This is a genomic window from Streptomyces sp. NPDC028635, assembly GCF_040637635.1.
Lineage (GTDB): Bacteria > Actinomycetota > Actinomycetes > Streptomycetales > Streptomycetaceae > Streptomyces.
Window position 1 is genome coordinate 101454 of the sequence record NZ_JBEZWX010000017.1, and the last position, 24048, is coordinate 125501.

At 72.4% G+C, this 24048-nt stretch carries 18 protein-coding genes; 7 read left to right on the forward strand and 11 right to left on the reverse strand.

Features of this window, described 5'->3' with window-relative positions; translation table 11 throughout:
- Positions 1–75 precede the first annotated feature (75 nt).
- The gene (locus AB0E88_RS20075; RefSeq protein WP_361632091.1) at positions 76–1809 is read left to right on the forward strand and encodes an ABC transporter ATP-binding protein; all 1734 of its coding nucleotides are present in this window, start codon (positions 76–78) and stop codon (positions 1807–1809) included.
- On the forward strand, positions 1809–3737 hold the full coding sequence (locus AB0E88_RS20080) for an ABC transporter ATP-binding protein (protein WP_361632093.1): 1929 nt from the start codon (positions 1809–1811) through the stop codon (positions 3735–3737). The genes AB0E88_RS20075 and AB0E88_RS20080 overlap by 1 nt, the downstream gene beginning before the upstream one ends.
- Positions 3738–3776: 39 nt before the next feature.
- Here the strand turns inward: AB0E88_RS20080 and AB0E88_RS20085 are convergent, their stop codons facing one another.
- The 7 genes from AB0E88_RS20085 to AB0E88_RS20115 all read right to left on the reverse strand — a co-directional run bounded on the left by AB0E88_RS20085 (position 3777) and on the right by AB0E88_RS20115 (position 13713).
- Positions 3777–5060 (reverse strand): RNA polymerase sigma factor, encoded by a 1284-nt coding sequence (locus AB0E88_RS20085; protein WP_361632095.1) that lies wholly within the window; start codon positions 5058–5060, stop codon positions 3777–3779.
- Between the two features lie 142 nt (positions 5061–5202).
- A complete protein-coding gene (dnaG, locus tag AB0E88_RS20090; protein ID WP_361632097.1) occupies positions 5203–7122 on the reverse strand; it encodes a DNA primase in 1920 nt (639 codons plus the stop codon).
- A gap of 200 nt (positions 7123–7322) precedes the next feature.
- On the reverse strand, positions 7323–8588 hold the full coding sequence (locus tag AB0E88_RS20095; protein ID WP_361632099.1) for an FAD-dependent oxidoreductase: 1266 nt from the start codon (positions 8586–8588) through the stop codon (positions 7323–7325).
- Between the two features lie 145 nt (positions 8589–8733).
- Positions 8734–9990, reverse strand: a complete 1257-nt coding sequence (locus AB0E88_RS20100; RefSeq protein WP_361632101.1) for a deoxyguanosinetriphosphate triphosphohydrolase — start codon at positions 9988–9990, stop codon at positions 8734–8736.
- A 63-nt stretch (positions 9991–10053) separates the two neighbouring features.
- Positions 10054–12054, reverse strand: a complete 2001-nt coding sequence (acs, locus tag AB0E88_RS20105) for an acetate--CoA ligase (RefSeq protein ID WP_361632103.1) — start codon at positions 12052–12054, stop codon at positions 10054–10056.
- Positions 12051–12698: an acetate uptake transporter gene (locus tag AB0E88_RS20110; protein WP_361632105.1), complete on the reverse strand. Its 648-nt coding sequence runs from the start codon at positions 12696–12698 to the stop codon at positions 12051–12053. The genes acs and AB0E88_RS20110 overlap by 4 nt, the downstream gene beginning before the upstream one ends.
- Positions 12699–12864: 166 nt before the next feature.
- Positions 12865–13713 (reverse strand): sirohydrochlorin chelatase, encoded by an 849-nt coding sequence (locus AB0E88_RS20115; RefSeq protein ID WP_361632107.1) that lies wholly within the window; start codon positions 13711–13713, stop codon positions 12865–12867.
- Positions 13714–13876: 163 nt separating this feature from the next.
- Between AB0E88_RS20115 and AB0E88_RS20120 the strand changes: the two genes are divergently transcribed.
- Together AB0E88_RS20120 and AB0E88_RS20125 are read left to right on the forward strand one after the other, a co-directional pair.
- Positions 13877–14548 carry an ElyC/SanA/YdcF family protein gene (locus AB0E88_RS20120; protein WP_361632109.1) on the forward strand — a complete coding sequence of 224 codons (672 nt, stop codon included), beginning with the start codon at positions 13877–13879 and terminating at the stop codon, positions 14546–14548.
- A gap of 154 nt (positions 14549–14702) precedes the next feature.
- A complete protein-coding gene (locus AB0E88_RS20125) occupies positions 14703–16886 on the forward strand; it encodes a molybdopterin oxidoreductase family protein (RefSeq protein WP_361632111.1) in 2184 nt (727 codons plus the stop codon).
- On the opposite strand, the gene AB0E88_RS20130 is transcribed toward AB0E88_RS20125, so the two are convergent.
- Positions 16873–17304 (reverse strand): gamma-glutamylcyclotransferase family protein, encoded by a 432-nt coding sequence (locus AB0E88_RS20130; RefSeq protein ID WP_361632113.1) that lies wholly within the window; start codon positions 17302–17304, stop codon positions 16873–16875. The two genes, AB0E88_RS20125 and AB0E88_RS20130, sit on opposite strands and share 14 nt — an antisense overlap.
- Positions 17305–17432: 128 nt before the next feature.
- Here AB0E88_RS20130 and AB0E88_RS20135 point away from each other — a divergent pair, with 128 nt between their 5' ends.
- Positions 17433–19097, forward strand: coding sequence for a M4 family metallopeptidase (locus AB0E88_RS20135; RefSeq protein ID WP_361632115.1), 1665 nt, complete (start codon positions 17433–17435; stop codon positions 19095–19097).
- A gap of 71 nt (positions 19098–19168) precedes the next feature.
- Here the strand turns inward: AB0E88_RS20135 and AB0E88_RS20140 are convergent, their stop codons facing one another.
- Positions 19169–20311: a phospholipase D-like domain-containing protein gene (locus tag AB0E88_RS20140; RefSeq protein WP_361632117.1), complete on the reverse strand. Its 1143-nt coding sequence runs from the start codon at positions 20309–20311 to the stop codon at positions 19169–19171.
- 374 nt (positions 20312–20685) lie between these two features.
- Between AB0E88_RS20140 and AB0E88_RS20145 the strand changes: the two genes are divergently transcribed.
- Together AB0E88_RS20145 and AB0E88_RS20150 are read left to right on the forward strand one after the other, a co-directional pair.
- Complete coding sequence (locus AB0E88_RS20145; protein ID WP_361632119.1) at positions 20686–21207, forward strand: hypothetical protein; 522 nt, start codon at positions 20686–20688, stop codon at positions 21205–21207.
- Between the two features lie 241 nt (positions 21208–21448).
- Positions 21449–22072 carry a class F sortase gene (locus AB0E88_RS20150; protein WP_361632121.1) on the forward strand — a complete coding sequence of 208 codons (624 nt, stop codon included), beginning with the start codon at positions 21449–21451 and terminating at the stop codon, positions 22070–22072.
- Positions 22073–22109: 37 nt separating this feature from the next.
- On the opposite strand, the gene AB0E88_RS20155 is transcribed toward AB0E88_RS20150, so the two are convergent.
- Together AB0E88_RS20155 and AB0E88_RS20160 are read right to left on the reverse strand one after the other, a co-directional pair.
- Positions 22110–22757 (reverse strand): response regulator transcription factor, encoded by a 648-nt coding sequence (locus tag AB0E88_RS20155; protein ID WP_361632123.1) that lies wholly within the window; start codon positions 22755–22757, stop codon positions 22110–22112.
- A 10-nt stretch (positions 22758–22767) separates the two neighbouring features.
- Positions 22768–24045: a sensor domain-containing protein gene (locus tag AB0E88_RS20160; RefSeq protein ID WP_361632125.1), complete on the reverse strand. Its 1278-nt coding sequence runs from the start codon at positions 24043–24045 to the stop codon at positions 22768–22770.
- Positions 24046–24048: the final 3 nt, after the last annotated feature.

Genomic DNA, 24048 nt, shown 5'->3' on the forward strand with positions numbered 1-24048 from the left:
CGCGGGTGGAGTGTCCGACGATAGGGGCCACGGGCAACCGAACCGCCCCCGTCGCCGACTCCGAGAGAACCCAGCGTGCTCATACGACTCCTGCGGACCTATCTCAGGCCCTACAAGAAACCGATCGCCCTGCTGGTGGGGCTGCAGTTCCTGCAGACCTGCGCCACCTTGTACCTGCCCACCCTGAACGCGGACATCATCGACAACGGTGTCGTCAACGGCGACACCGGCTACATCCTCGGCCACGGCGCCCTGATGATCGGCATCTCGCTGGCACAGGTCGTGTGCAACATCGGTGCCGTGTACTTCGGCGCGCGGACCGCCTCCGCGCTCGGCCGGGACGTGCGCGGTGCCGTCTTCGACCGGGTGCAGTCCTTCTCCGCACGTGAGGTCGGTCACTTCGGCGCGCCCTCGCTCATCACCCGTACGACGAACGACGTGCAGCAGGTCCAGATGCTGGCCCTGATGACGTTCACCCTGATGGTGTCGGCGCCCATCATGTGCGTGGGCGGCATCGTCCTGGCGCTCGGCCTGGACGTGCCGCTGTCCGGGGTGCTGGTCGCGGTGGTCCCGGTGCTGGCGATCTGCGTCACGCTGATCGTGCGCCGGCTGCGGCCGCTGTTCCGCGCCATGCAGGTGCGGCTGGACACGGTGAACCGGGTGCTGCGCGAGCAGATCACCGGCAACCGCGTCATCCGCGCCTTCGTGCGCGACGACTACGAGCAGGAGCGCTTCCGCAAGGCCAACACCGATCTCACCGCGATGGCGCTGGGCACCGGCAACCTGCTCGCGCTGATGTTCCCGATCGTGATGACGGTGGTGAACGTGTCGTCGATCGCCGTGGTGTGGTTCGGCGCGCACCGCATCGACAGCGGCGGGATGCAGATCGGTGATCTGACGGCGTTCCTCGCCTATCTGATGCAGATCGTCATGTCCGTGATGATGGCCACCTTCATGTTCATGATGGTGCCGCGCGCGGAGGTGTGCGCCGAGCGTGTCCAGGAGGTCCTGGAGACCGAGTCGAGCGTCGTGCCGCCGCTCGCGCCGGTCAGCGAGCTGCGCCGGCACGGCCATCTGGAGATCCGCGGCGCCGGCTTCCGCTACCCGGGCGCCGAGGAGCCGGTGCTGAAGGCGATCGACCTGGTCGCCCGGCCCGGTGAGGTGACGGCCGTGATCGGCTCCACCGGCAGCGGCAAGTCCACGCTGCTCGGCCTGGTCCCGCGGCTGTTCGACGCCACCGACGGCGAGGTGCTCGTCGACGGCGTGGACGTGCGCGAGGTCGAGCCGCAGCTGCTGGCCCGCACGGTCGGCATGGTGCCGCAGAAGCCGTACCTGTTCGCCGGGACGGTCGCCTCCAACCTGCGCTACGGCAATCCGGACGCCACCGACGAGGAGCTGTGGCACGCGCTGGAGGTGGCGCAGGCCAAGGACTTCGTCACCAAGCTGGAGGGCGGCCTCGAGGCGCCGATCGCGCAGGGCGGTACGAACGTCTCCGGCGGTCAGCGCCAGCGCCTGGCGATCGCCCGGACCCTGGTGCAGCGGCCGGAGATCTACCTCTTCGACGACTCCTTCTCCGCGCTCGACTACGCCACCGACGCCGCGCTGCGCGCCGCGCTGGGCCGGGAGACCGCGGAGGCGACCGTGGTGATCGTCGCCCAGCGGGTGTCGACCATCCGCGACGCCGACCGGATCGTCGTCCTCGACGAGGGCCGGGTCGTCGGCAGCGGCACCCACCACGAACTGATGGCGGACAACGAGACCTACCGGGAGATCGTGCTCTCCCAGCTGACGGAAGCGGAGGCTGCCTGATGGCGGGGCCCATGGGGCGGATGATGGCCGGGGGCGGTCCCGACAGCCGTTCGCTGGACTTCAAGAACTCGGGCAAACGGCTGGTCTCCCAGTTCCGGCCGGAACGGGTCACCATCTACGCGCTGCTGGCGTGCGTGGTGGTCAGCGTCGGGCTGAACGTGGTCGGCCCGAAGATCCTCGGCAAGGCCACCGACCTGGTGTTCGCCGGGATCATCGGCCGGCGCATGCCGGCCGGGGCGACCAAGGAGCAGGTCCTCGACTCGATGCGGGCGCACGGGCAGGGCGGCATCGCCGACATGCTGAGCGGCACCGACTTCACGCCCGGCAAGGGCATCGACTTCGGCGCGGTCGGCGACGTCCTGCTGCTCGCGCTCGGCACCTTCCTCGTCGCCGGTCTGCTGATGGCGGTGGCGACGCGCCTGGTCAACCGGGCCGTGAACCGCACCATGTTCCGGCTGCGCGAGGACGTGCAGACGAAGCTGTCGCGGCTCCCGCTGTCGTACTTCGACAAGCGGCAGCGCGGCGAGGTGCTGTCCCGGGCGACCAACGACATCGACAACATCGGGCAGACCCTCCAGCAGTCGATGGGCCAGCTCATCAACTCGCTGCTCACGATCATCGGCGTGCTGGCGATGATGTTCTACGTCTCCTGGATCCTGGCGCTGGTCGCACTCGTGACCGTGCCGCTGTCGTTCGTCGTCGCCACCCGCGTCGGCAAGCGCTCGCAGCCGCACTTCGTGCAGCAGTGGCGCACCACGGGCAAGCTGAACGCGCACATCGAGGAGATGTACACCGGGCACGCCCTGGTGAAGGTGTTCGGCCGGCAGCAGGAGTCGGCGCAGCAGTTCGCCGAGCAGAACGAGGCGCTGTACGAGGCCGGGTTCAAGGCGCAGTTCAACAGCGGGATCATGCAGCCGCTGATGATGTGCGTGTCGAACCTGAACTATGTGCTGGTCGCCGTGGTCGGTGGTCTGCGGGTCGCGTCGGGCTCGCTGTCGATCGGTGACGTGCAGGCGTTCATCCAGTACTCCCGCCAGTTCTCCATGCCGCTGACGCAGGTGGCGTCGATGGCGAACCTGGTGCAGTCGGGCGTGGCCTCGGCGGAGCGCATCTTCGAGCTGCTGGACGCGGAGGAACAGCAGAGCGACCCGGTGCCCGCCGAGAGGCCCGCCGAGCTGCGCGGGCGGGTGGAGCTGGAGCACGTGCAGTTCCGCTACGACCCCGACAAGCCGCTCATCGAGGACCTGTCGCTGAAGGTGGAGCCCGGCCAGACGGTCGCCATCGTCGGCCCGACCGGCGCGGGCAAGACCACGCTGGTCAACCTGCTGATGCGGTTCTACGACGTGACGGGCGGGCGCATCACCCTGGACGGCGTCGACATCGCGCGGATGTCCCGGGACGACCTGCGTGCCGGGATCGGCATGGTGCTGCAGGACACGTGGCTGTTCGGCGGCACGATCGCGGAGAACATCGCCTACGGCGCGGCGCGCGAGGTCACCCGCGGGGAGATCGAGGAGGCGGCGCGGGCGGCGCACGCCGACCGGTTCGTGCGCACCCTGCCCGACGGCTACGACACCGTCATCGACGACGAGGGCACGGGTGTCTCCGCCGGTGAGAAGCAGCTGATCACCATCGCGCGGGCGTTCCTGTCCGACCCGGTGATCCTGGTCCTCGACGAGGCGACCAGCTCCGTCGACACGCGCACCGAGGTGCTGATCCAGAAAGCGATGGCCAAGCTCCAGCACGGCCGGACGTCCTTCGTGATCGCGCACCGGCTCTCCACGATCCGGGACGCGGACACCATCCTCGTGATGGAGAACGGCTCGATCGTCGAGCAGGGCTCGCACGGGGAGCTGCTCGCGGCCGGCGGCGCGTACGCGCGGCTGTACCAGGCGCAGTTCGCGCAGGCGGTCGCCGAGGTCGACTGACCGTCCGGCGGGTCGCCCGGTGCCGGGCGACCCGCCGCTTCAGTCCAGGTAGCCCCTGAGCTGGTCGGCGAAGGCGTGGTCGCGGAGTTTGCCGAGGGTCTTGGACTCGATCTGCCGGATGCGCTCCCGGGTCACGCCGAAGAGGCGGCCGATCTCCTCCAGGGTGCGCGGCCGGCCGTCGATGAGCCCGTACCGCAGTTGGACGACCTTGCGCTCGCGCTCCCCGAGCGTCGACAGCACCGCCTCCAGGTGCTCCCTGAGCAGCAGGAACGCGGCCGACTCCACGGGTGAGGCGGCGTCGCCGTCCTCGATCAGGTCGCCGAGCGCGACGTCCTCCTCCTCGCCGACCGGCGCGTGCAGCGACACCGGCTCCTGCGCGAGGCGCAGCACCTCGCCGACCCGTTCCGGCGCCAGGTCGAGCTCGCCGGCGACCTCCTCGGGGGTGGGCTCGTAGCCGCGTTCCTGGAGCATGCGGCGCTGTACCCGCACGACCCGGTTGATGAGTTCGACGACGTGGACGGGCACGCGGATGGTGCGGGCCTGGTCGGCGAGCGCCCGGGACATGGCCTGGCGGATCCACCAGGTGGCGTAGGTGGAGAACTTGTAGCCGCGGGCGTAGTCGAACTTCTCCACGGCCCGGATCAGCCCGAGGTTGCCCTCCTGCACGAGGTCGAGCATGGTCAGGCCGCGGCCGACGTAGCGTTTGGCGACCGACACGACCAGGCGCAGGTTGGCCTCGATGAGCCGCCGTTTGGCGAGGCGGCCCAGGACGACGAGCCGGTCCAGGTCGTGGGCCAGCCGGCTGTCCAGGTCCGGGGTGTTGGCGAGCTTCTCCTCGGCGAACAGGCCGGCCTCCACGCGCCGGGCCAGGTCGACCTCCTCGGCGGCGGTGAGCAGCGGGATGCGGCCGATCTCCCGCAGGTACTGGCGGAACAGGTCGGCGGAGGGCCCGGTGGTCTCGGCCCGGGCGGGCGTGACGGCCTCGGCGGGCCCGGTCTCCGCCGCGGCCTCGTCCCGGGCTTCCGCATCGGCTTCCGCTTCGGCGAGGGCCTCGGCGGGCGGCTCTGTGGGCTCGGGCATGGCCTCGGGGTGGTGCGCGGCGGGGCTCTGCGGCGGGACGGCGGCCAACAGATCGGCCTCCGCGTCCGCTTCCGCGCCGTCGGTACTGTCGCTGTGGACGAGGGTCTGGGTCTGCACGGGGGCGACCTCCAGGGGGGAAACGCTGCTGAGGTGAACGGACCGCGCGGGTGTGGGACGCGTGGGGACGGATCGGCCGCGCTCCGGGGACTCAGGCACCGCACCCCAGTGTGGAGTACGACACATCGCGGAAACGAGGGGCGTGCGATGACTTTTTGCGTCCGCTCGGTGACCGGCTGGTGATCCCGGTCCCAGCGCCGGGCCGGAGCGCCGCGACCCTCACGAGGCCGCCGGTTCAGAGCGCCGCGGCCTCGACGAGGCCGCCGGTTCAGAGCGCCGCGGCTCCGTGCGCCTGGAGCGCCTGGTCGTACTGCTGGAGCACCCACAGCTCGTTCTGCACGGCGGCCAGGGCGGCCGGGTCGCCAGCGGCGCCGAGGCGGGTCAGCTGGGACTGGACCTCGGTGATCCGGCGTTCCACGGCGCGGCGGCGGACGGTCACCAGGACCATGCCGGCGTAGGTCTCGTCGACGGTGCGGCGCAGGATCGCCTCGACGGCCAGCTCCGTCACCATCGCGCGGACCCGGTCGTCGGGGGCGGCCTCACGGACCCGGACCAGGTACTCCTGCGGGTCCGTCAGGCCCTGCTCGGCACCGCCCGCGTCCAGGATCGCCTGGCGTACGGCGGCGTACGGCGGGGCGGTGAACTCGTCGACGCCGTACGCGTCGAAGGCCGGGGAGACCAGTTCGGGGCGTTGCAGGGCGAGCTTGAGCAGTTCGCGTTCGGTGGCGTAGACGGGGTTGCGCAGGGTGAGGGCCGGGCCGGAGAACGCCGGGCCGCCGCCGGCCGCCCACTGCTGCCGGTCCGGCTGCTGCCGGTCCGATGGCGTGGCGGGCGCGGGGCCCTTGCCGCCGCGGTCGCGGGCCCAGCGGGCGAGCTGGGCGACCCGCTTGACGACGAACTGCGTGTCGAGGATGCCGAGCATCCCGGCGAGCTGCACGGCGACCTCGTGCTGGGCGCCGCTGTTCTTGATGCGGGCGACGACCGGGGCCGCCTCGTCGAGGGCCGCGGCGCGGCCGGCCGGGGTGTCCAGGTCGTAGCGGGCGACCATCTGGCGCAGCGCGAACTCGAACAGCGGGGTGCGCGGTTCGACGAGGTCGGCGACCGCCTCGTCGCCCTTCACGATGCGCAGTTCGCACGGGTCCATGCCGTCGGGCGCGATCGCGATGTAGGTCTCGGCGGCGAACTTCTGGTCGTCCTCGAAGGCACGAAGGGCCGCCTTCTGGCCGGCCGCGTCTCCGTCGAAGGTGAAGATCACCCGCGCGCTGCCGTTGTCCATCAGCAGGCGGCGCAGGATCTTGATGTGGTCGGTGCCGAAGGCGGTGCCGCAGGTGGCGATGGCCGTGGTGACCCCGGCGAGGTGGCAGGCCATGACGTCGGTGTAGCCCTCGACGACGACCGCCCGTGAGGACTTCGCGATGTCCTTCTTCGCCAGGTCGATGCCGTACAGCACCTGGCTCTTGCGGTAGATCGCCGTGTCGGGCGTGTTGAGGTACTTCGGTCCGTTGTCCGCCTCGTACAGCTTGCGGGCGCCGAAGCCGACGACGTCGCCGCCGATGTCGCGGATCGGCCACATCAGCCGGCCGCGGAAGCGGTCGATGGGGCCGCGGCGGCCCTCCTGGGCGAGGCCGGAGAGCAGCAGCTCCTTGTCGCTGAAGCCCTTGCCGCGCAGGTGGCGCACCAGATGGTCCCAGCCCTGGGGGCTGTAGCCCACGCCGAAGTGCAGGGCGGCGTTCTGGTCGAAGCCGCGCTCGGCGAGGAAGATCCGGCCGGTGTCGGCCTCGGGGCTGGTGGCGAGCTGTTCGGCGTACCACTCGGCGGCGACCTTGTGCGCCTCGACCAGGCGGATGCGTTCGCCGCGCTGGTGGGCGGGGTTGTAGCCGCCCTCCTCGTAGCGCAGGGTGATGCCGGCCTGGCCGGCGAGGCGCTCGACGGCCTCGGAGAAGGTCAGGTGATCGACCTTCATCACGAAGGCGATGGTGTCGCCGCCCTCCTGGCAGCCGAAGCAGTGGAAGAGTCCCTTGCTGGGGCTGACCTGGAAGGACGGCGACTTCTCGTCGTGGAAGGGGCACAGGCCCTTGAGGTTGCCGCCGCCCGCGTTGCGCAGCTGGAGGTACTCGGAGACGACGGCGTCGATCGGGACAGCGTCCCGAACCGCCTTCACGTCCTCGTCTCTGATCCGTCCTGCCACGTGGAGATTCTACGGGGCCGGACCGACACTCCTGAGGCGAGACGTCCCGTCCCCGGCCCGGGGTCCGGGGGTTGCCCCCCGGGGAGCGCGGCACGGGGCCGGACCGACAGTCCCGGGGCGAGACGTCCCGTCCCCGGCCCGGGGTCCGGGGGTTGCCCCCCGGGGAGCGCGGCGCGGGGGCGGGCCGGTGCTCCTGAGGCTCAGGGGGCCAGGTTCTCCAGCGGGACGTGCGGGTCGGCGAGGGCCTCCAGGTCCACCGGACGGCCGGCGCGGATCAGTTTCTGGATGTGCTCTGTGACATCCCACACGTTCACGTTCATCCCGGCCAGGACGCGGCCCTCCTTCACCCAGAACGCGATGAACTCCCGCTTGCCCGCGTCCCCGCGGATCACCACCTCGTCGTACGTCCCCGGCGGCGCCCAGCCGCTGTACTCCATGCCGAGGTCGTACTGGTCGGTGAAGAAGTAGGGCACCCGGTCGTGGACGACCTCCTTGCCGAGCATCGCGCGGGCGGCCGCAGGACCGCCGTTCAGCGCGTTCGCCCAGTGCTCGACCCGCAGCCGGGTGCCGAACAGGGCGAGCGGGAAGGAGGCGACGTCACCGGCCGCGTGGATGTCCGGGTCGGACGTGCGCAGCCGCTCGTCCACGACGACCCCGCCGCCGTGCTCCCGGTCGGCGATCTCCAGCCCGGCCGCTTCCGCGAGGCCGGTGCGGGGCGCCGCCCCGATCGCCGCCAGCACGTCGTGCGCCGGGTGCTCCTCGCCGTCGTCGGTGCGGGCGGCGAGGACCACACCGTCCTGGCCGACGATCTCGGTGAGCCGCGCACCGAAGTGGAAGCGCACCCCGTGCTCGCGGTGCAGCTGCGCGAAGACGTTGCCCAGCTCGGGTCCGAGGACGCCGTGCAGCGGGGTCGGCGACGGTTCGATCACCGTGACCTCGGCGCCGTACTCCCGGGCCGCCGCCGCGACCTCCAGGCCGATCCAGCCGCCGCCGGCGATCACGAGGTGGCCGTTGTCCCGGCCCAGCGCGCTCAGCACGCCCTTGAGCCGCTCGGCGTGCGCGAGGCGGCGCAGGTGGTGCACGCCGGCCAGGCCGGTGCCCGGGATGTCCAGCCGGCGCGGCTCGGCGCCGGTCGCGAGCAGAAGCTTGTCGTAGTGGACGAGGGTGCCGTCGTCGCCGAAGCGGACCGTCTTGGCGGCGCGGTCGATCGCGTCGACGGTCTGGCCCAGGTGCAGCTCGATGTCGTTCTGCGCGTACCAGGCGGGTTCGTGCACGAAGACGCTGTCGCGCTCCTCCTTGCCGAGGAGGTAGCCCTTGGACAGCGGGGGGCGCTCGTAGGGGTGGTCGCGCTCGTCGCAGATCAGTATCACGCGCCCGTTGAAGCCCTCCGCCCGGAGCGTCTCGGCCGCCTTGGCGCCGGCCAGGCCGCCTCCGACGATGACGAATGTCTGGTCCGCGTCGACCACTTGTTGCCTCCTCGTAAGGGTGCCGCCACAGGGGAGCGTCCCGCACGGAGCGTGATGGGGGAAGAGGGTGTGGCCCGATCAGGCCACGGAGGGTCACATGGGGTTGCGTCCGGATGGGTGGTTACGGCACATGCGCCTCCCAGTGTCACGCCTGTCTCGTCAGCCTGGCGTGAAGGGAACGAGCCGAGGCGTCGGTGAGGGAGGCGATCTGATCGACGATCACCCGTTTGCGTGCCCGGTCGTCGCCGGCCTTGTCGAACAGGGCGCGGAACTGCGGGTCCAGGCCCTCGGGGGCGCGGGCGGTGAGCGCGGCGGCCAGCTCCAGGACGACGATGCGCTGGTCGGCGCGCAGCCGTTCCTGCTCGTCGCGCTGCATGACGTACCGGTCGGCGACCGCCTTGAGCACCGCGCACTCCAGCCGGGTCTCCCACGGCACGACCAGTTCGGCGGCGTACCGGGTGAGCCGTCCCGCGCCGTACGCCTCCCGCGTGGCGCCCTCGGCGGCGAGGCAGAACCGGCCGATGAGCTGGCTGGTGGCGTCCTTCAGCCGGGCCTGGGCGACGGCCGAGCCGTCGTAGCCGTGCGGCCACCACTCCTCGTCCTGGAGGCGGTCGAGGGCGGCGGCCAGTTCCCCGGGGTCGGTGCCGGCGGGCACGTACCGGCCGATCGCGACCTGGAAGACGTCCTGCCGCTCGGGCTCGGCGTGCAGGCAGACGGGGTCGATGTGGCCGGCGTGCAGTCCGTCCTCCACGTCGTGCACCGAGTAGGCCACGTCGTCGGACCAGTCCATGACCTGCGCCTCGAAGCAGGTGCGCGCGCCGGGGGCCTCCTTGCGGACCCAGTCGAAGACGGGGCGGTCGTCCTCGTACACCCCGAACTTCCCCGAGGCCGGGTCGGTGGGGTGGGCGCCGCGCGGCCAGGGGTACTTGGTGGCGGCGTCCAGGGCGGCACGGGTGAGGTTGAGGCCGACGGAGCCCTCCTCGGTGAACCGCTTGGGTTCGATGCGGGTGAGCAGCCGCAGGGACTGGGCGTTGCCCTCGAAGCCGCCGCAGTCCTGCGCGAACTCGTTCAGCGCCTGTTCGCCGTTGTGGCCGAAGGGCGGGTGGCCGAGGTCGTGGGAGAGGCAGGCGGCCTCCACGAGGTCCGGGTCGCAGCCGAGGGCGGCGCCGAGTTCGCGGCCCACCTGGGCGCACTCCAGGGAGTGGGTGAGGCGGGTGCGGGGGCTGGCGTCCCAGGCGGAGGCGCCGGTCCCGCCGGGGGTGACGACCTGGGTCTTGCCGGCGAGCCTTCGCAGGGCCGCGCTGTGCAGGACCCGGGCCCGGTCGCGTTGGAATGCGGTGCGGCCGGGGCGCTTTTCCGGTTCCAAGGCCCAGCGTTCGGTGTCCTGCGCGTCGTACGGCATGTCTCGACAGTAAGCGGGGGGTGTGACAAACGTGTGCCTACGCGGCTGCCGAGTTTCCGTCGTCTATGCCTCCTCTTCTCCCGCCGGGCCCGCGGAGGGCAGCCGCTCGCGGATCTCGTCCATCACGGAGGAATCCGTGAGCGTCGTGACGTCACCGAGCGCGCGGTTCTCGGCCACGTCCCGCAGCAGGCGGCGCATGATCTTGCCGGAGCGGGTCTTGGGGAGTTCGGCGACGACCATGATCTGCCGGGGCCGGGCGATCGGGCCGATCTCCTTGGCGACGTGGGCACGCAGTTCGGCCGCCGCCTCCTCCGCACCGGTGGATCCGCCGGCCCCCGGCTCTCCCGCTTCGGCGCGCAGGATGACGAAGGCCACGACGCCCTGTCCGGTCGTCGGGTCGGTCGCGCCGACCACGGCGGCCTCGGCGACCATCGGGTGGGAGACGAGGGCGGATTCGACCTCCGTGGTGGAGATGCGGTGCCCGGAGACGTTCATGACGTCGTCGACCCGGCCCAGCAGCCAGATGTCGCCGTCCTCGTCCTTCTTCGCGCCGTCCCCGGCGAAGTACATCCCGGGGAAGCGGGACCAGTAGGTGTCGATGTACCGCTGCTCGTCGCCCCAGATGGTGCGCAGCATCCCGGGCCACGGGTCGGTCAGGACCAGGTAGCCGCCGGAGCCGTCGGGCACCGGTTTGCCACTGTCGTCGACGACGTCGGCCGCGATGCCGGGCAGGGGGCGCAGGGCCGAGCCGGGCTTGCAGACGCTCACGCCCGGCAGCGGGCTGATCATCTGGCCGCCGGTCTCCGTCTGCCACCAGGTGTCCACGACCGGGCAGCGGTCGGAGCCGATGTGCTTGCGGTACCAGATCCACGCCTCCGGGTTGATGGGCTCACCGACCGAGCCCAGCAGGCGCAGCGACGACAGGTCGAACTCGGCCGGGACGTCACCGCCCCACTTCATGAAGGTGCGGATCGCGGTGGGGGCGCAGTAGAGGATCGACACGCGGTACTTCTCGACCAGCTCCCACCAGCGGCCCTTGTGCGGGGTGTCCGGTGTCCCCTCGTACATCACGGACGTGACGCCGTTGGCCAGCGGGCCGTAGACGATGTACGAGTGGCCGGTGACCCAGCCGATGTCGGCCGCCGTCCAGAACACGTCCCTTTCCGGTTTGACGTCGAACACCGCCCAGTGCGACCAGGCGACCTGGGTGAGGTAGCCGCCGGTGGTGTGCAGGATGCCCTTCGGGCGGGCCGTCGTACCGGAGGTGTACATGATGTACAGCGGGTGTTCGCTGTCGAACGCCTCGGCCTCGTGCTCCGGCGGCTGGGTGTCCACCAGGTCGTGCCACCACACGTCCCGGCCGTCGGTCCAGTCGACCTCCTGTCCGGTGCGCCGCACGACCAGGACGCTGCGTACGTCGGGGCACTCGCGCACCGCCTCGTCGACGGCGGGTTTCAGCGCCGAGGGCTTGCCCCTGCGGTAGCCGCCGTCGGCCGTGATCACCACACGCGCGTCGCAGTCGAGGATCCGGCCGCGCAGCGCCTCGGCGGAGAAGCCGCCGAAGACCACCGTGTGGGGGGCGCCGATGCGGGCGCAGGCCAGCATCGCCACCACCGTCTCCGGGATCATCGGCATGTAGATCGCCACCCGGTCGCCGGTGCGCACGCCGAGCGAGAGCAGGGCGTTGGCGGCCCGGCACACCTCGGCCGTGAGGTCGGCGTAGGTGATCGTGCGGGTGTCGCCGGGCTCGCCCTCCCAGTGGAAGGCGACCCGGTCCCCGAGACCGGCCGCCACGTGCCGGTCCAGGCAGTTGTACGCCGCGTTCAGGCGCCCGCCGGTGAACCAGCGGGCGAACGGGGCCCGCGTCCAGTCGAGCACCTCGTCGAAGGGCGTTGCCCAGTCCAGCCGGCGGGCCGCCTCGGCCCAGAAGCCGAGGCGGTCGGCGTCGGCGCGTTCGTAGTCCGCCGCGGTGGCGTTCGCCGCGTCGGCCAGCTCCGGGGGCGGCGGGAACCGTCGCTCCTCGTGGAGCAGGTTGGAGAGTGTCTCGCCACCGGAGTCGGTCATGCGTGGGCTCCGAAGGGTCCGCGATGGTGCGTGCGGTGCGGCCGCAGGTGTTCACCGAGGTTCGGGAAGACCGGCATGACGGCACGCTGGTACGTGGAGTTGGTGACGCCGGCGAAGGACGCGTACCAGGCGCACACGGCCGTGACCAGTCCCAGCCAGCCGCCGGCCTTGACGGTGTTCGGCGACTGCGCGAACTCGGCGACGCACAGGACGATGAACGTCGCGGACAGCGTGACGAACACGGCGAGGATCGCCCCCGTCGTGCGGGTCGCCGCGACGGTCATGTAGACCGTGAAGACCGCCCACACCAGCAGGAACAGCCCGGTGGCCTGGTGCGCGGTGGACGCCGGGAGCCCGGGCGCGACGAACTTCGCGTAGGCCGCGTACGACAGCCAGAAGGCGCCGAAGGAGCCGAACGCGGTGGCTCCGAAGGTGTTGCCCTTGCGGAACTCCCACATGCCGGCGAGGAGTTGCGCGAGCCCGCCGTAGAAGAGCGCGAGCGGCAGGACGACGGCGGTCAGTGTCTTGTCGTGGATGAGATCGGCGTTGAAGGTGCTGAGAACGAAGGTCGTCGCGGCGAAGGCGGCGAGGCCGAGCGGACCGGGGTCGGCGATCTTTCCTTGTTCGGTGGTCGGGGTGCTCATGTGCGCCTCCTGCTGTGACATGGATCACAAGGATGCAGATCCATTGTAGGCACCACCTATGCGTGTCGATGCCTCGCGCACAGCCTGCACGGAGTGACCGGTGCCGCCTGCACGAGGAACGTCCAGCGCGGTCGGGGCTCACCCCGAGTTTCCCGGAAGCGGATTTCTAGGCGGCTGTCGTCGCCGGTATCCGCAGCGCCTGGTCGTACCTGCGCAGCACCAGCCGCGCCATCGCCGGATGGGCGCCCAGGGGCTGTGCCGCCATCCACGGAGCCGACGCCGCGCACTGCGTCGCGAAACGGCCCGGGGCCGTGAAGCAGGAGGCCACGGCGATGCGGTGGCGGCCCCTCGCGGTCAGGGCGCGCAGGGCCGTCTCCACCGTCGGGGTCGCCGCCGAGGCGTAGGCGGCGACGACCGGGACGCCCAGGCGGTCGGCGAGGAGGCGGGCCGTACGGCGGGTGTCGGCCGTGGAGTCCGGGTCGCGGGAGCCGGCCGCGGCCAGGACCACGGCGCTCGCCCGGCGCTCGCTCTGCGTCGCCCGCACCGGCCAGCCGGCCTCGGTGAGGCGGGCGTACAGGGTCTCCACCAGGAGCGGGTGGGGGCCCAGCGGGGCGGCCACGCGGGCGCGTACCGGGGAGGCGGCCGCCAGCTCGGGGATGTCCCGCTTGACGTGGTAGCCGCGGGTGAGCAGCAGCGGGACCAGGACCGCCTCCGTGTCCCCCAGGGCGGTGAGGGTGTCGGAGAGCAGGGGGGCGTTCAGCTCGATGTGGCCGAGGTGCACGGGCAGTGCGGGGCGCAGTTCGCGGACCCGTTCCAGCAGGGTGCGCACGGTGCTCAGGGCGCGCGGGTCGCGGCTGCCGTGGGCGACGAGGACCAGGGCGGGAGGGGCGGGGCGGCGCCGGCCGTCGGGGCGGACCAGGCGGAGCCGGCCGGCCAGCTCGGTGCCGATCGCGCTCATCAGGTGCGCGGTGGTGTCGAGGGGGGCTTCGTCGCGGGGAGGGTTCGACGCCGTCATGGAAGGGATCCTGGCCGGATGAGGTTGCGTCCCCGTTGCGGGGCCGTGACGGCTGTCCTTTCGTGGGGCTCACCGCGGACCCGTGCGGAAGGTGAGCGAACCGGATCGGGTGCCGGTGCGTCCTGAGGGATCGGGGACCGATCAGGAGGGGGCCGGAGAAACGATGCGCCGTTGGAGACTGCCCCGCACGCGTACCGGACAGCGCCGGCTGGTGCAGGCGGTGATGGCCGTGTGTGTGCTGGCGCTGCTCCCCTCGACCTGGTTGTACGCCGTGACGGGCGAGCGGCTGCGCGGGGCGGCCGACGTGCCGCGCACCGAGGTCGCCGTCGTCTTCGGCGCGGGCCTGTGGGACGGGGAGCCCTCGCCGTATCTGGCGCACCGGCTGGACGCGGCGGCCGCGCTGTACCGGGAGGGGCGCATCCGGGTCGTGCTGGTGACCGGCGACAACAGCCGCGTGGACTACGACGAGCCGGACGCCATGCGCACGTATCTGCGCGAGCACGGGGTGCCGACCGAGCGGATCGTCAGCGACTACGCCGGCTTCGACACCTGGGACTCCTGTGTGCGGGCCCGGAAGATCTTCGGGGTGCACCGGGCCGTGCTGATCAGCCAGGGCTTCCACATCCGGCGGGCGGTGGCGCTCTGCGAGGCGGCGGGGGTGACGTCGTACGGCGTCGGCGTGGACGAGCGGCACGACGCCACCTGGTACTACGGCGGCACCCGGGAGGTCTTCGCGGCCGGCAAGGCGGCGCTGGACGCCCTCGTGCGGCCCGACCCGCGCTTCCTCGGCCCGAAGGAGCCGGGCGTGGCACGGGCCCTGGCCGGCGGCCGCTGACCGTCGCCGCACCCGCCCTGCCGGGCAGGCATCCCGGCCCGCCCCCTTGGACCGCCGCCTCACCGTGCCCGGCCGGGCGCGGGGAGGTCGCCGTTCGGACCGTGTAACACCGCGTCGTGCGGGCCCGTAACACGCCCGACGCAGGCTGAGGGGCATGCAGAACACCGCGACGCCCACGCACTGCCCGTACTGCGCCCTGCAGTGCGGGATGAATCTGACGCCCACCCCGCAGGGGACGGTGGAGGTGACGGAGCGCGCGGACTTCCCGGTGAACCGGGGCGCGCTGTGCGGCAAGGGGCGCACCGCGCCGGCCGTGCTGTCCTCGCGGGTGCGCCTGACCTCACCGCTGGTGCGCTCCGCCGACGGCGCGCTGGAGCCCGCCTCCTGGGATCAGGCGCTGGACCGGATCGCCGGGGCGCTGCGCCACGCGCGCGTGGAGAGCGGTCCGGACGCGGTGGGCGTCTTCGGCGGGGGCGGCCTCACGAACGAGAAGGCCTACGCGCTCGGCAAGTTCGCGCGGGTGGTGCTCGGCACGTCCCAGATCGACTACAACGGACGTTTTTGCATGTCGTCCGCCGCGGCGGCCGGCACGAGGGCGTTCGGCCTGGACCGGGGGCTGCCGTTCCCGCTGGAGGACATCCCGAGGACCGGCTGTGTGATCCTCGTCGGCTCCAACCTCGCCGAGACGATGCCCCCGGCGCTGCGCTACTTCCAGGAGCTTCGGGAGAACGGCGGCACGCTGATCGTCGTCGACCCGCGCCGCACGCGGACCGCCGAGCAGGCCGACCTGCACCTGGCGCCCCGGCCGGGCACCGACCTGGCGCTGGCGCTGGGCCTGCTGCACCTGGTCGTCGCCGAGGGCCGCGTCGACGAGGGGTACGTCCGCGAGCGCACCGCGGGCTGGGAGGAGGCACGCGCGGCCGCGATGGCGCACTGGCCGGAGTACGTGGAGCGGATCACGGGCGTGTCCGTGCCCGAACTGCGCGAGGCGGTACGGCTGTTCTGCGAGCCGGAGGCGGCGATGGTGCTCACCGCGCGCGGCCCGGAACAGCAGTCCAAGGGGACGGACACGGTGGGCGCGTGGATCAACCTGTGCCTGGCGACGGGGCGGGCGGGGCGCCCGCTGTCCGGGTACGGGTGTCTGACCGGGCAGGGCAACGGGCAGGGCGGGCGGGAACACGGCCAGAAGGCCGACCAGTTGCCGGGCTACCGCAAGCTGGACGATCCTGCGGCCCGGCGGCATGTGGCCGCGGTGTGGGGCGTGGACCCGGACACGCTGCCGGGGCCGGGGCGCAGCGCCTACGAGCTGCTGGACGCGCTCGGCACCGACATCCGCGCCCTGCTGCTGATGGGCTCCAACCCGGTGGTGTCGGCGCCGCGTGCCGCGCACATCGAGGAGCGGCTGCGGTCGCTGGACTTCCTCGCCGTGTGCGACGTCGTGCTGTCGGAGACGGCGGCCCTGGCGGACGTCGTGCTGCCGGTGACGCAGTGGGCGGAGGAGACCGGCACGACGACGAACCTGGAGGGCAGGGTGCTGCTGCGCCGGCGGGCGCTCACGCCGCCCGAGGGGATACGCGGCGATCTGGACGTGCTGCACGAACTGGCCGCCCGGTTCGGGGTGGAGAAGGGTTTCCCGGCCGACCCGGAGGAGGTCTTCGAGGAGCTGCGCCGGGCGAGCGCGGGCGGTCCTGCCGACTACTCCGGGATCACCTACCGGCGACTGGCCGAGGAGGAGGGTGTGTTCTGGCCGTGCCCCGCGCCCCTCGAGGACGGGCCGGGCCTTCAGGACGGTGAGGACGCCGCTCTCGACGCGCCCGGGCAGGACGACGACCCGGCCCGGGAGCTGCCCGGCCCGCATCCGGGCACGCCCCGGCTGTTCCTGGACCGGTTCGCGACGCCGGACGGCCGGGCCCGTTTCGTGCCGGTGTCGCACCGGCCGGCGGCGGAGGAACCCGACGAGGAGTACCCGGTGCTGCTGACCACGGGCCGGGTGGTCTCCCAGTACCAGTCGGGCGCGCAGACCCGCCGGGTGGAGGAGCTGAACCGGGCGGCGCCGGGGCCGTTCGTGGAGCTGCATCCGCGTCTCGCGGCCCGGCTGGGCGCGGCGGAGGGCGACCCGGTGGCCGTGGTGTCGCGGCGCGGACGGGCGGTGGCGCCGGCCCGGATCACGACCGCGATCCGCCCCGACACAGTGTTCATGCCCTTCCACTGGCCGGGCGAGGGCCGCGCCAACACGCTGACCAACCCGGCTCTCGACCCGACGTCGCGGATGCCCGAGTTCAAGGTGTGCGCGGTACGGCTGGAGGCGGCCGGTCCCGCACGGCTCATCTCCGGGTGAGCCAGTCCCCGCTCTCGATCGGCGTTCCCCGCGCCCGCAGTCGTGCCGCGACCGCGGGCGCGGCGACGTACACCCAGGCACGCACCGGGATGCCGTCGCTCTCGCGCACGGCCCGGCGTGCGAGGCGTTGGTAGAGGCTGCGCGGGTCGCCCGGGACGCAGTCCTCCAACTGATCGAGCGCGGCGAGCAGTTCGCCGTAGAGCTCCGGCCGTGCCGTCACCAGCTCGCCGCTCACCACTCCCCGGCCCTCCTCGACGGCGTAGGGGTAGCCGGGGCCCTCGTAGAGCTTCAGGCCGGTCATCCGCGCCGGTTCCTCCCGCGCCGTGCGGCCGCGCAGGAACAGCTCGTGGTTGGGCTCGCCGGGGCGCAGGGTGCCGTAGACGAAGAACGGGAGGTGCGGCGGGGGCGGGAGGGTCACAGAAACGATTCTGACTCCTCACACACCTCCCCGTACGCGCTATGGACATGACATGTCATGGCCTCTTAAATCTGGGTCAGCATCTGCGCCGCCCCCACGCGCCCCGAGGCGCCCTTCCGAGGAGACCGATGAGTCGGATACGGCAGCACGACCCGGAGTCCCGCACCCACCGCAGATCCCGTCTCGCCGCCGCCGGCGTGGCCGCCACCACCGCGGCCCTGCTGGCCGCCGCCCTTTCCCCCGCCGCGCAGGCGGCCGACCGGCCCAGCCGGGCCACCGCCCTCGCCCACGCCACGGACGTCCTGCGCTCCCACGCGACCGCCCTCGGTCTGACCGGTGCCGTGAAGACCACGGTCCGTGACGTGATCGTGGACAAGGACGGCACCCAGCACGTGCGGTACGACCGCACCTACCACGGACTGCCCGTGCTGGGCGGCGACTTCGTGGTCCACCTCGCCCCCGACGGCAGCTACCGCGGCGCCTCCCGGGCGACGACGTCCCCCCTCTCCCTGGCAGGCGTCACCCCGAAGGTCGCCGGACCCAAGGCCGCCGACCTGGCCGCGAACGCGCTGCGCGCGGTGAACCTCGGCGAGACCCTGCGCAAGCTGACCGCCAAGCCCGAGCTGGTCGTCGACGCCCTGCACGGCGCACCGAAGCTGGCCTGGCGCACCAACGCCGTCGCGCAGGACGCCCAGGGCAACCCGGTGGCCCGCACGGTCCTCACCGACGCCACCAGCGGCACCCAGATCGACGCCTGGGACAGCCTCGAGCACATCAGCGGCGACGGGAAGTCGCTCTACAGCGGCACGGTCGCCCTGGAGACGACCCAGTCGGGCTCGTCGTACCAGCTCAAGGACCCCACCCGCGGCAACACCTACACCGGTGACGCGGCGAACAAGACGGACCTGTGCTTCCTCAACATCTGCTTCAGCCGGGCACCCTCGACGGTCTTCACCGACACCGACAACCACTGGGGCACCGGCGCCACCGCCGACCGCGCCTCGGCCGCCGTCGACGCCCAGTACGGCACCGACGAGACCTGGGACTACTACAAGAACGTGCACGGCCGCAACGGCATCGGCGGCGACGGCAAGGGCTCCTACAACCGCGTCCACTACGGCAACGCCTACAACAACGCCTTCTGGGACGACAGTTGTTTCTGCATGACCTACGGCGACGGTGACGGCACCACGTTCGGCCCGCTGGTCGCCCTCGACGTCGCCGGGCACGAGATGACCCACGGCGTCACCTCCAAGACGGCCGCGCTCACCTACTCCGGGGAGTCCGGCGGGCTCAACGAGGCCACCTCCGACATCCTCGGCACGATGGTGGAGTGGTACGCGAACAACTCCTCCGACCAGGGCGACTACCTCATCGGCGAGAAGATCGTGAAGCCCGGCTTCGGCAAGGCCGCCCTGCGCTTCATGGACAAGCCCTCCAAGGACGGCAACTCCGCGGACTACTGGAGCAGCACGGTCGGCAACCTCGACGTGCACTACTCCTCCGGCGTCGCCAACCACTTCGCGTATCTGCTCGCCGAGGGCAGCGGCGCGAAGACCATCAACGGCGTCAGCTACGACTCGCCGACCGCGAACGGCTCGACGGTCACCGGGATCGGCCGGGACAAGGTCGGCAAGATCTGGTACCGGGCGCTCACGGTCTACATGACGTCGTCGACGAACTACGCGGGCGCGCGGGCGGCGACCCTGAACGCTGCGAAGGACCTCTACGGCGCGGGCAGCGCGGAGTACAACGCGGTGGCGGCGGCGTGGAGTGCCGTCAACGTCAACTGACCTGTTCGAGACCGCCGTACCGGCGAGGGGGCCTTCCCTCACCGGTACGGCGTTCGCCTGTCGTCTCCGCTTCAGGAGACGGTCGTCGCGTAGGAGCGAAGCAGGTCGAAGTTCTGCACGTACGCGTCGTGCGGGGCGGCGCCTTCCAGTCGCAGCAGGGCCTCGTCGTTGTCCCGCAGGGAGGACTCGTCGAGGTTGTGCGAGCCGGTGAAGGTCCACTTGGTGTCGGGGTGGCCGGCGTAGTTGCCCTCGATGGTGAGGTACTTGGAGTGCACCAGGTAGCCGTCGGTGGTGTTCAGCTTCTTCAGCGAGAGGTTGGCGTGGCCCTTGAGGGCGGCCTCGTCGTTGCTGTTGGCGTACACGATCTGCACCGAGCAGCCCTGGCCGGCCAGGCCGACCAGCGCCTGGACGACCGCGTCACGGTGCAGGGCGAAGGCGGCCACGCGCACGATGGACTTGTGCGTGGCGGTGCCGACGGTGGTGTTGCCGGTGCAGGAGACGTTGTCGAGGACGTCGGCCACGACGTCCCCGGTGGACTGCGGGAAGAAGTAGTACTTCTCGGTGCCGACCTTGGCGGTCGTGTAGTAGTTGTTCGTGCGCTTCTCCGCCGCGAGGTCGTTGAAGTAGTTCACGTACGCCGTGTAGAGGTCGGTGTTGCCGACCACCGTGTAGGCGTTGTTGAAGTACTTGTCGACGTTCACCGAGGTCTGGTTGGCGGAGGTCTGGATGACCACGTCCTCGGCCACCCCCGCGTCGCCGACGCGGGAGAACGTGAAGAACTTGTTGTGGTTGATCGGGTTGGTGCCGCCCGTCGCGATGCAGGCGCCCTGGCTGCCGCACACGTGCACCCAGGAGGTCGCCGACACACTGGTGCCCAGCTCGGCCTTCAGACTCGCGACGGCGGTGGAGTCGGCGTACGCCGCGTCCAGCACGACGCGGATGTCGACACCTCGCTGGTGGGCGCGGATCAGGGCGTCGGCGTAGTCCTGGTCCTTCAGCGCGTACAGGCCGGCGCGGATCAGGCGGCCCGGCTGGGTGTCGTCGATCGCCTTGATGATGTGGTCCTTGACGGCGTTCTGATCGGCCGTCGTGCCCTTGGGGTTGTTGAACACCGCTCCCGTGACGATGGGGGCGTCGGCCGCGCTCGAGACACCGGTGCTCGGCAGGAACATGGTGGTGGCCAGAAGGGCGGTCACGAGAAGGTGCTTGCGCACGCGGGGGCTCCCGAAGATCGTCTTGGATGCGGGCACCAGATGAGACCACACATCTCCACGGTTTCGCCATGCCCATGACCGAGAGGTCCGGCCCCCTGGACCGGCGCCCCCGATCGGCGGTCGCGTCGACCCCGTCGAGACACCCGGGGTGCGGGGCACCACCCGTTCACACCGGTGGGTCACGCCCATCGGGTGCACTTCTCCACGCCCCTGCCCGCTGCGCCTGACCTGCGGAAACGGCGTCGGGAACGGCTCGTTTCGGCCGGCCGGGGCACCCGTTCGCCGCATATGTGACGGGGTTTCGGGGAGCGGGCGCGGCGTGCGGGGCCTTACCTCGGAAGGGCAGGGGCAACCGACCGCTCGAAGGAGCACCGATGCGACGCACCGTCCGCGTGCTGACCGCTGCCGCGCTCGCCGCCACCGCTCTGGGCGCACTCGCCGCGCCCGGGTACGCGGCGGACGCCGGCGGCCTCGAGGTGTACCCGACCACCGTGGCGCCCGGCGCCGACGTCACGGTGAACACCGCGGCGTGCGGCGACGGCGGCGCCGCGGCGGGCGACGCCGGTGCGGTCGGCGCCGGCCGGTTCACGCTGGCGCCGAGCACGCACCAGGGCGACGCGATCGGGCAGTTCCGGGTGCCGCCGAGCGCGCAGCCGGGGACGTACGAGATCGTCGCCACGTGCGCGGAGGGCGGCCGCGTGGTCCGGGGCGACCTGATGGTGGCGCTGGCCCCCGAACGCGGGCAGCTGCAGCCGCACGGAAGTGTGAAGACGGGGGTCGGCGGAGCCCTTGGCCCCGACCCCGTACAGACCGCGGCAGGCGTGGCGGCTCTCGCCGTCGCCGCCGCGGGCGGTACCTGGCTCCTGCATCGCCGGGCGAGAGGCGACGGGATCTGACGGACACCCTCCGCTGTCCGTCCGCCGGTACCGCAGGTCCCTCCCCCTCCGGGTCCGACGCCCCTCGCGGCCCGGAGGGGGGCACGGGGCCACGGCCCCTCGCGGGGCCGGGCTTTGCCGGGGAAGCCGTGGCCGGGTCCGCCGTGGGCCGCCCGGTCGTGGTTCCACCGGTTTCGTTCCACGGCCGTCGGGCGTTCGGGACCGCCGAGCGCCCCGGGCCGTCACGTCGAGAGGGGTCCTCATGCGTCGGGTCGGCAACACCGCGATAGCGGCGGTCACCGCCGCCGCCCTGTGCACCGGTGCCTGGCTGCTGCACAGCGGCACCGCCGGGCACGCCCCGCCCCAGCCGTCGGCCGCCGAGGCGTCCGCCGACCCGGGCGCGGAGGGCTCCGCCGCCCCGGCGCTCCCGCCGTCCCCGCCCGACCGGATCCGCATACCGTCGATCCGCGTGAACGCCCCGCTGATGGGCCTGGCGCTGACCCCGTCCGGCAGCCTCGACGTCCCGCCGGCCGGCCGCAAGAACCTCGCCGGCTGGTACGAGGCCGGCACCACACCCGGTGAGCGCGGCACCGCGATCGTCGCCGGACACGTCGACAACGCCGACGGCCCCGCCGTCTTCTACGACCTCGGCGCGCTGAAGAAGGGCGCCGCCGTCGAGGTGGACCGGCGCGACGGCAGCACCGCCGTGTTCACCGTGGACGCCGTCGAGGTCTACCGGGCCGAGAACTTCCCCGACGAGAAGGTCTACGGCGCCGCCCGCCGCCCCGAGCTGCGCGTGATCACCTGCGGCGGCGGCTACTCCCGCACGACCGGCTACCAGGGCAACGTGGTCGTCTTCGCCCACCTGAGCGGCAGCCACCGCTGACCGCACCCCGGCGGTCGGGCGCGGCGTCCCGGGCAGGTCAGCCGGCGTCCTCCAGATAGCGCAGCACGGCCAGCACCCGGCGGTGTCCCGCCTCCGAGGGCGGCAGACCGAGCTTGGCGAAGATGTTCGCGACGTGCTTCTCCACCGCCCGCTCGGAGACGGTGAAAGCCGTGGCGATGCCGTGGTTGGTGCGGCCCTGAGCCATCAGCGCCAGCACCTCCCGCTCGCGCGGGGTGAGCGCGTCCAGCGCGCTGCGGCGGCGGCTCGCGCCGAACAGCTGCGCCACCACCTCCGGGTCGAGCGCGGTGCCGCCGGCCGCGACCCGCTCCAGCGCGGCGACGAACTCACCGATGTCGACGACCCGTTCCTTCAGCAGGTAGCCGACACCGGACGGGTTGCCCAGCAGCCGCGCCGCGTGCGCCGTCTCGACGTACTGCGAGAACAGCAGCACCCCGGTGCCGGGATGCTCCTCGCGCAGCCGTACGGCGGCCCGCACCCCCTCGTCGGTCTGGGTGGGCGGCAGCCGGATGTCGACGACGGCGACGTCCGGGGTGTGCGCGGCGACGGCCGCGAGCAGGGCGTCCGCGTCGGCGACCGCGGCGGCCACCTCGACGCCGCGCAGCCGGAGCAGCTGGACCAGTCCGTCGCGCAGGATGGCCGAGTCCTCGGCGATGACGACACGCATCCGACCTCCGTCACAGGGGCAGTTCGACGGTGACCACGGTAGGGCCGCCGGGCGGACTGTCGCAGGTGAGCGTGCCGTCGACGGTGCGCACGCGGGCCAGCAGGCCGGTGAGCCCGGAGCCGGCGCCGATCACCGCGCCGCCGCGCCCGTCGTCGGCGACCGTCAGCCGCAGCCGCCCCCCGTCGGTGCGGGCACTCACCTCGACGGCCGGCGCGCCGCTGTGTTTGGCGGCGTTGGCGAGGAGTTCGGCGGCGCAGAAGTAGGCGATGGACTCGACCGCGGGGCCCGGCCGGACGTCGAGCCGGGTGGTGAGCCGGACCGGCAGGGGGCTGTCGGCGGTGAGCGTGGCGAGCGCCGTGTCCAGGCCCTGGTCGAGGACGGGCGGGTGGATGCCCTTGACCAGGTGGCGCAGGTCGGAGATGGCCTGGGTGGCGTGGGACTGGGCGGTGCCGACGGTGGTCAGGACGCGGTCGCGCTCGGCGCCCGCGGTGACCAGCTCACGGATCAGGGTGAGGTGCATGGCCACCCCGACCAGGCGGGCCTGCGTGCCGTCGTGCAGATCGCGTTCGATACGGCGCAGGGTGGCGGCGGCGTCCTCGACGGCGTGCGCACGGGTCTCCTCCAGGGTGCGGATGCGGCGGGCGGCGGCGTCGGGTCCGAGCAGCGCGGCCAGCAGGGCGCGGTGCGGTGCGAGCGCGTGCCGTACCAGGTGGGGCGCGGCGGCCAGGAGGAGCAGCCCGAGGGCGACCGGGAGCAGCCAGCGCGGCCAGGTGTCGACCTGCTCGCCGAACAGCTCCAGCGACACGTGCCGGGTGGAGCCGTCCGGCTCGCGCACGGTGAAGTAGTTGACGCGCGCCAGCAGCGGATGGAGCGTGAGCAGGACGCCGTAGACGTATCCGATGAGGACGGCGACGATCCCGAGGACGGCGGTGAACGGGGTGAGCAGTGCCGAGCCCACGGCCCGCCAGCCCGTCCGCTCCCCCAGCACCGCCCGCCGCCACCGCAGCGGCCCCTCCGCCCCCACGGGCTCCGGCGGCTCGATGTCCAGCCCGAGCAGGCCCCGGGCCAGCGCCCGCTGCACCGCGCCCAGCGCCAGCGCACCACGGACCGTGCCGGCCACGGTCCACAGGCCGAGCGTGGTCAGCGACAGCAGCCCGCCCAGCACCAGGCCCGCCAGGGTGAGCAGGAAGCCGGCGAGGGCCAGCGGGAAGGACACCAGCGCGTAGAGCAGCGCGGACAGGGCACGGCGCCCGAAGACGGCGGCGGCGGTGGCGCGCACGGGGATCACGGC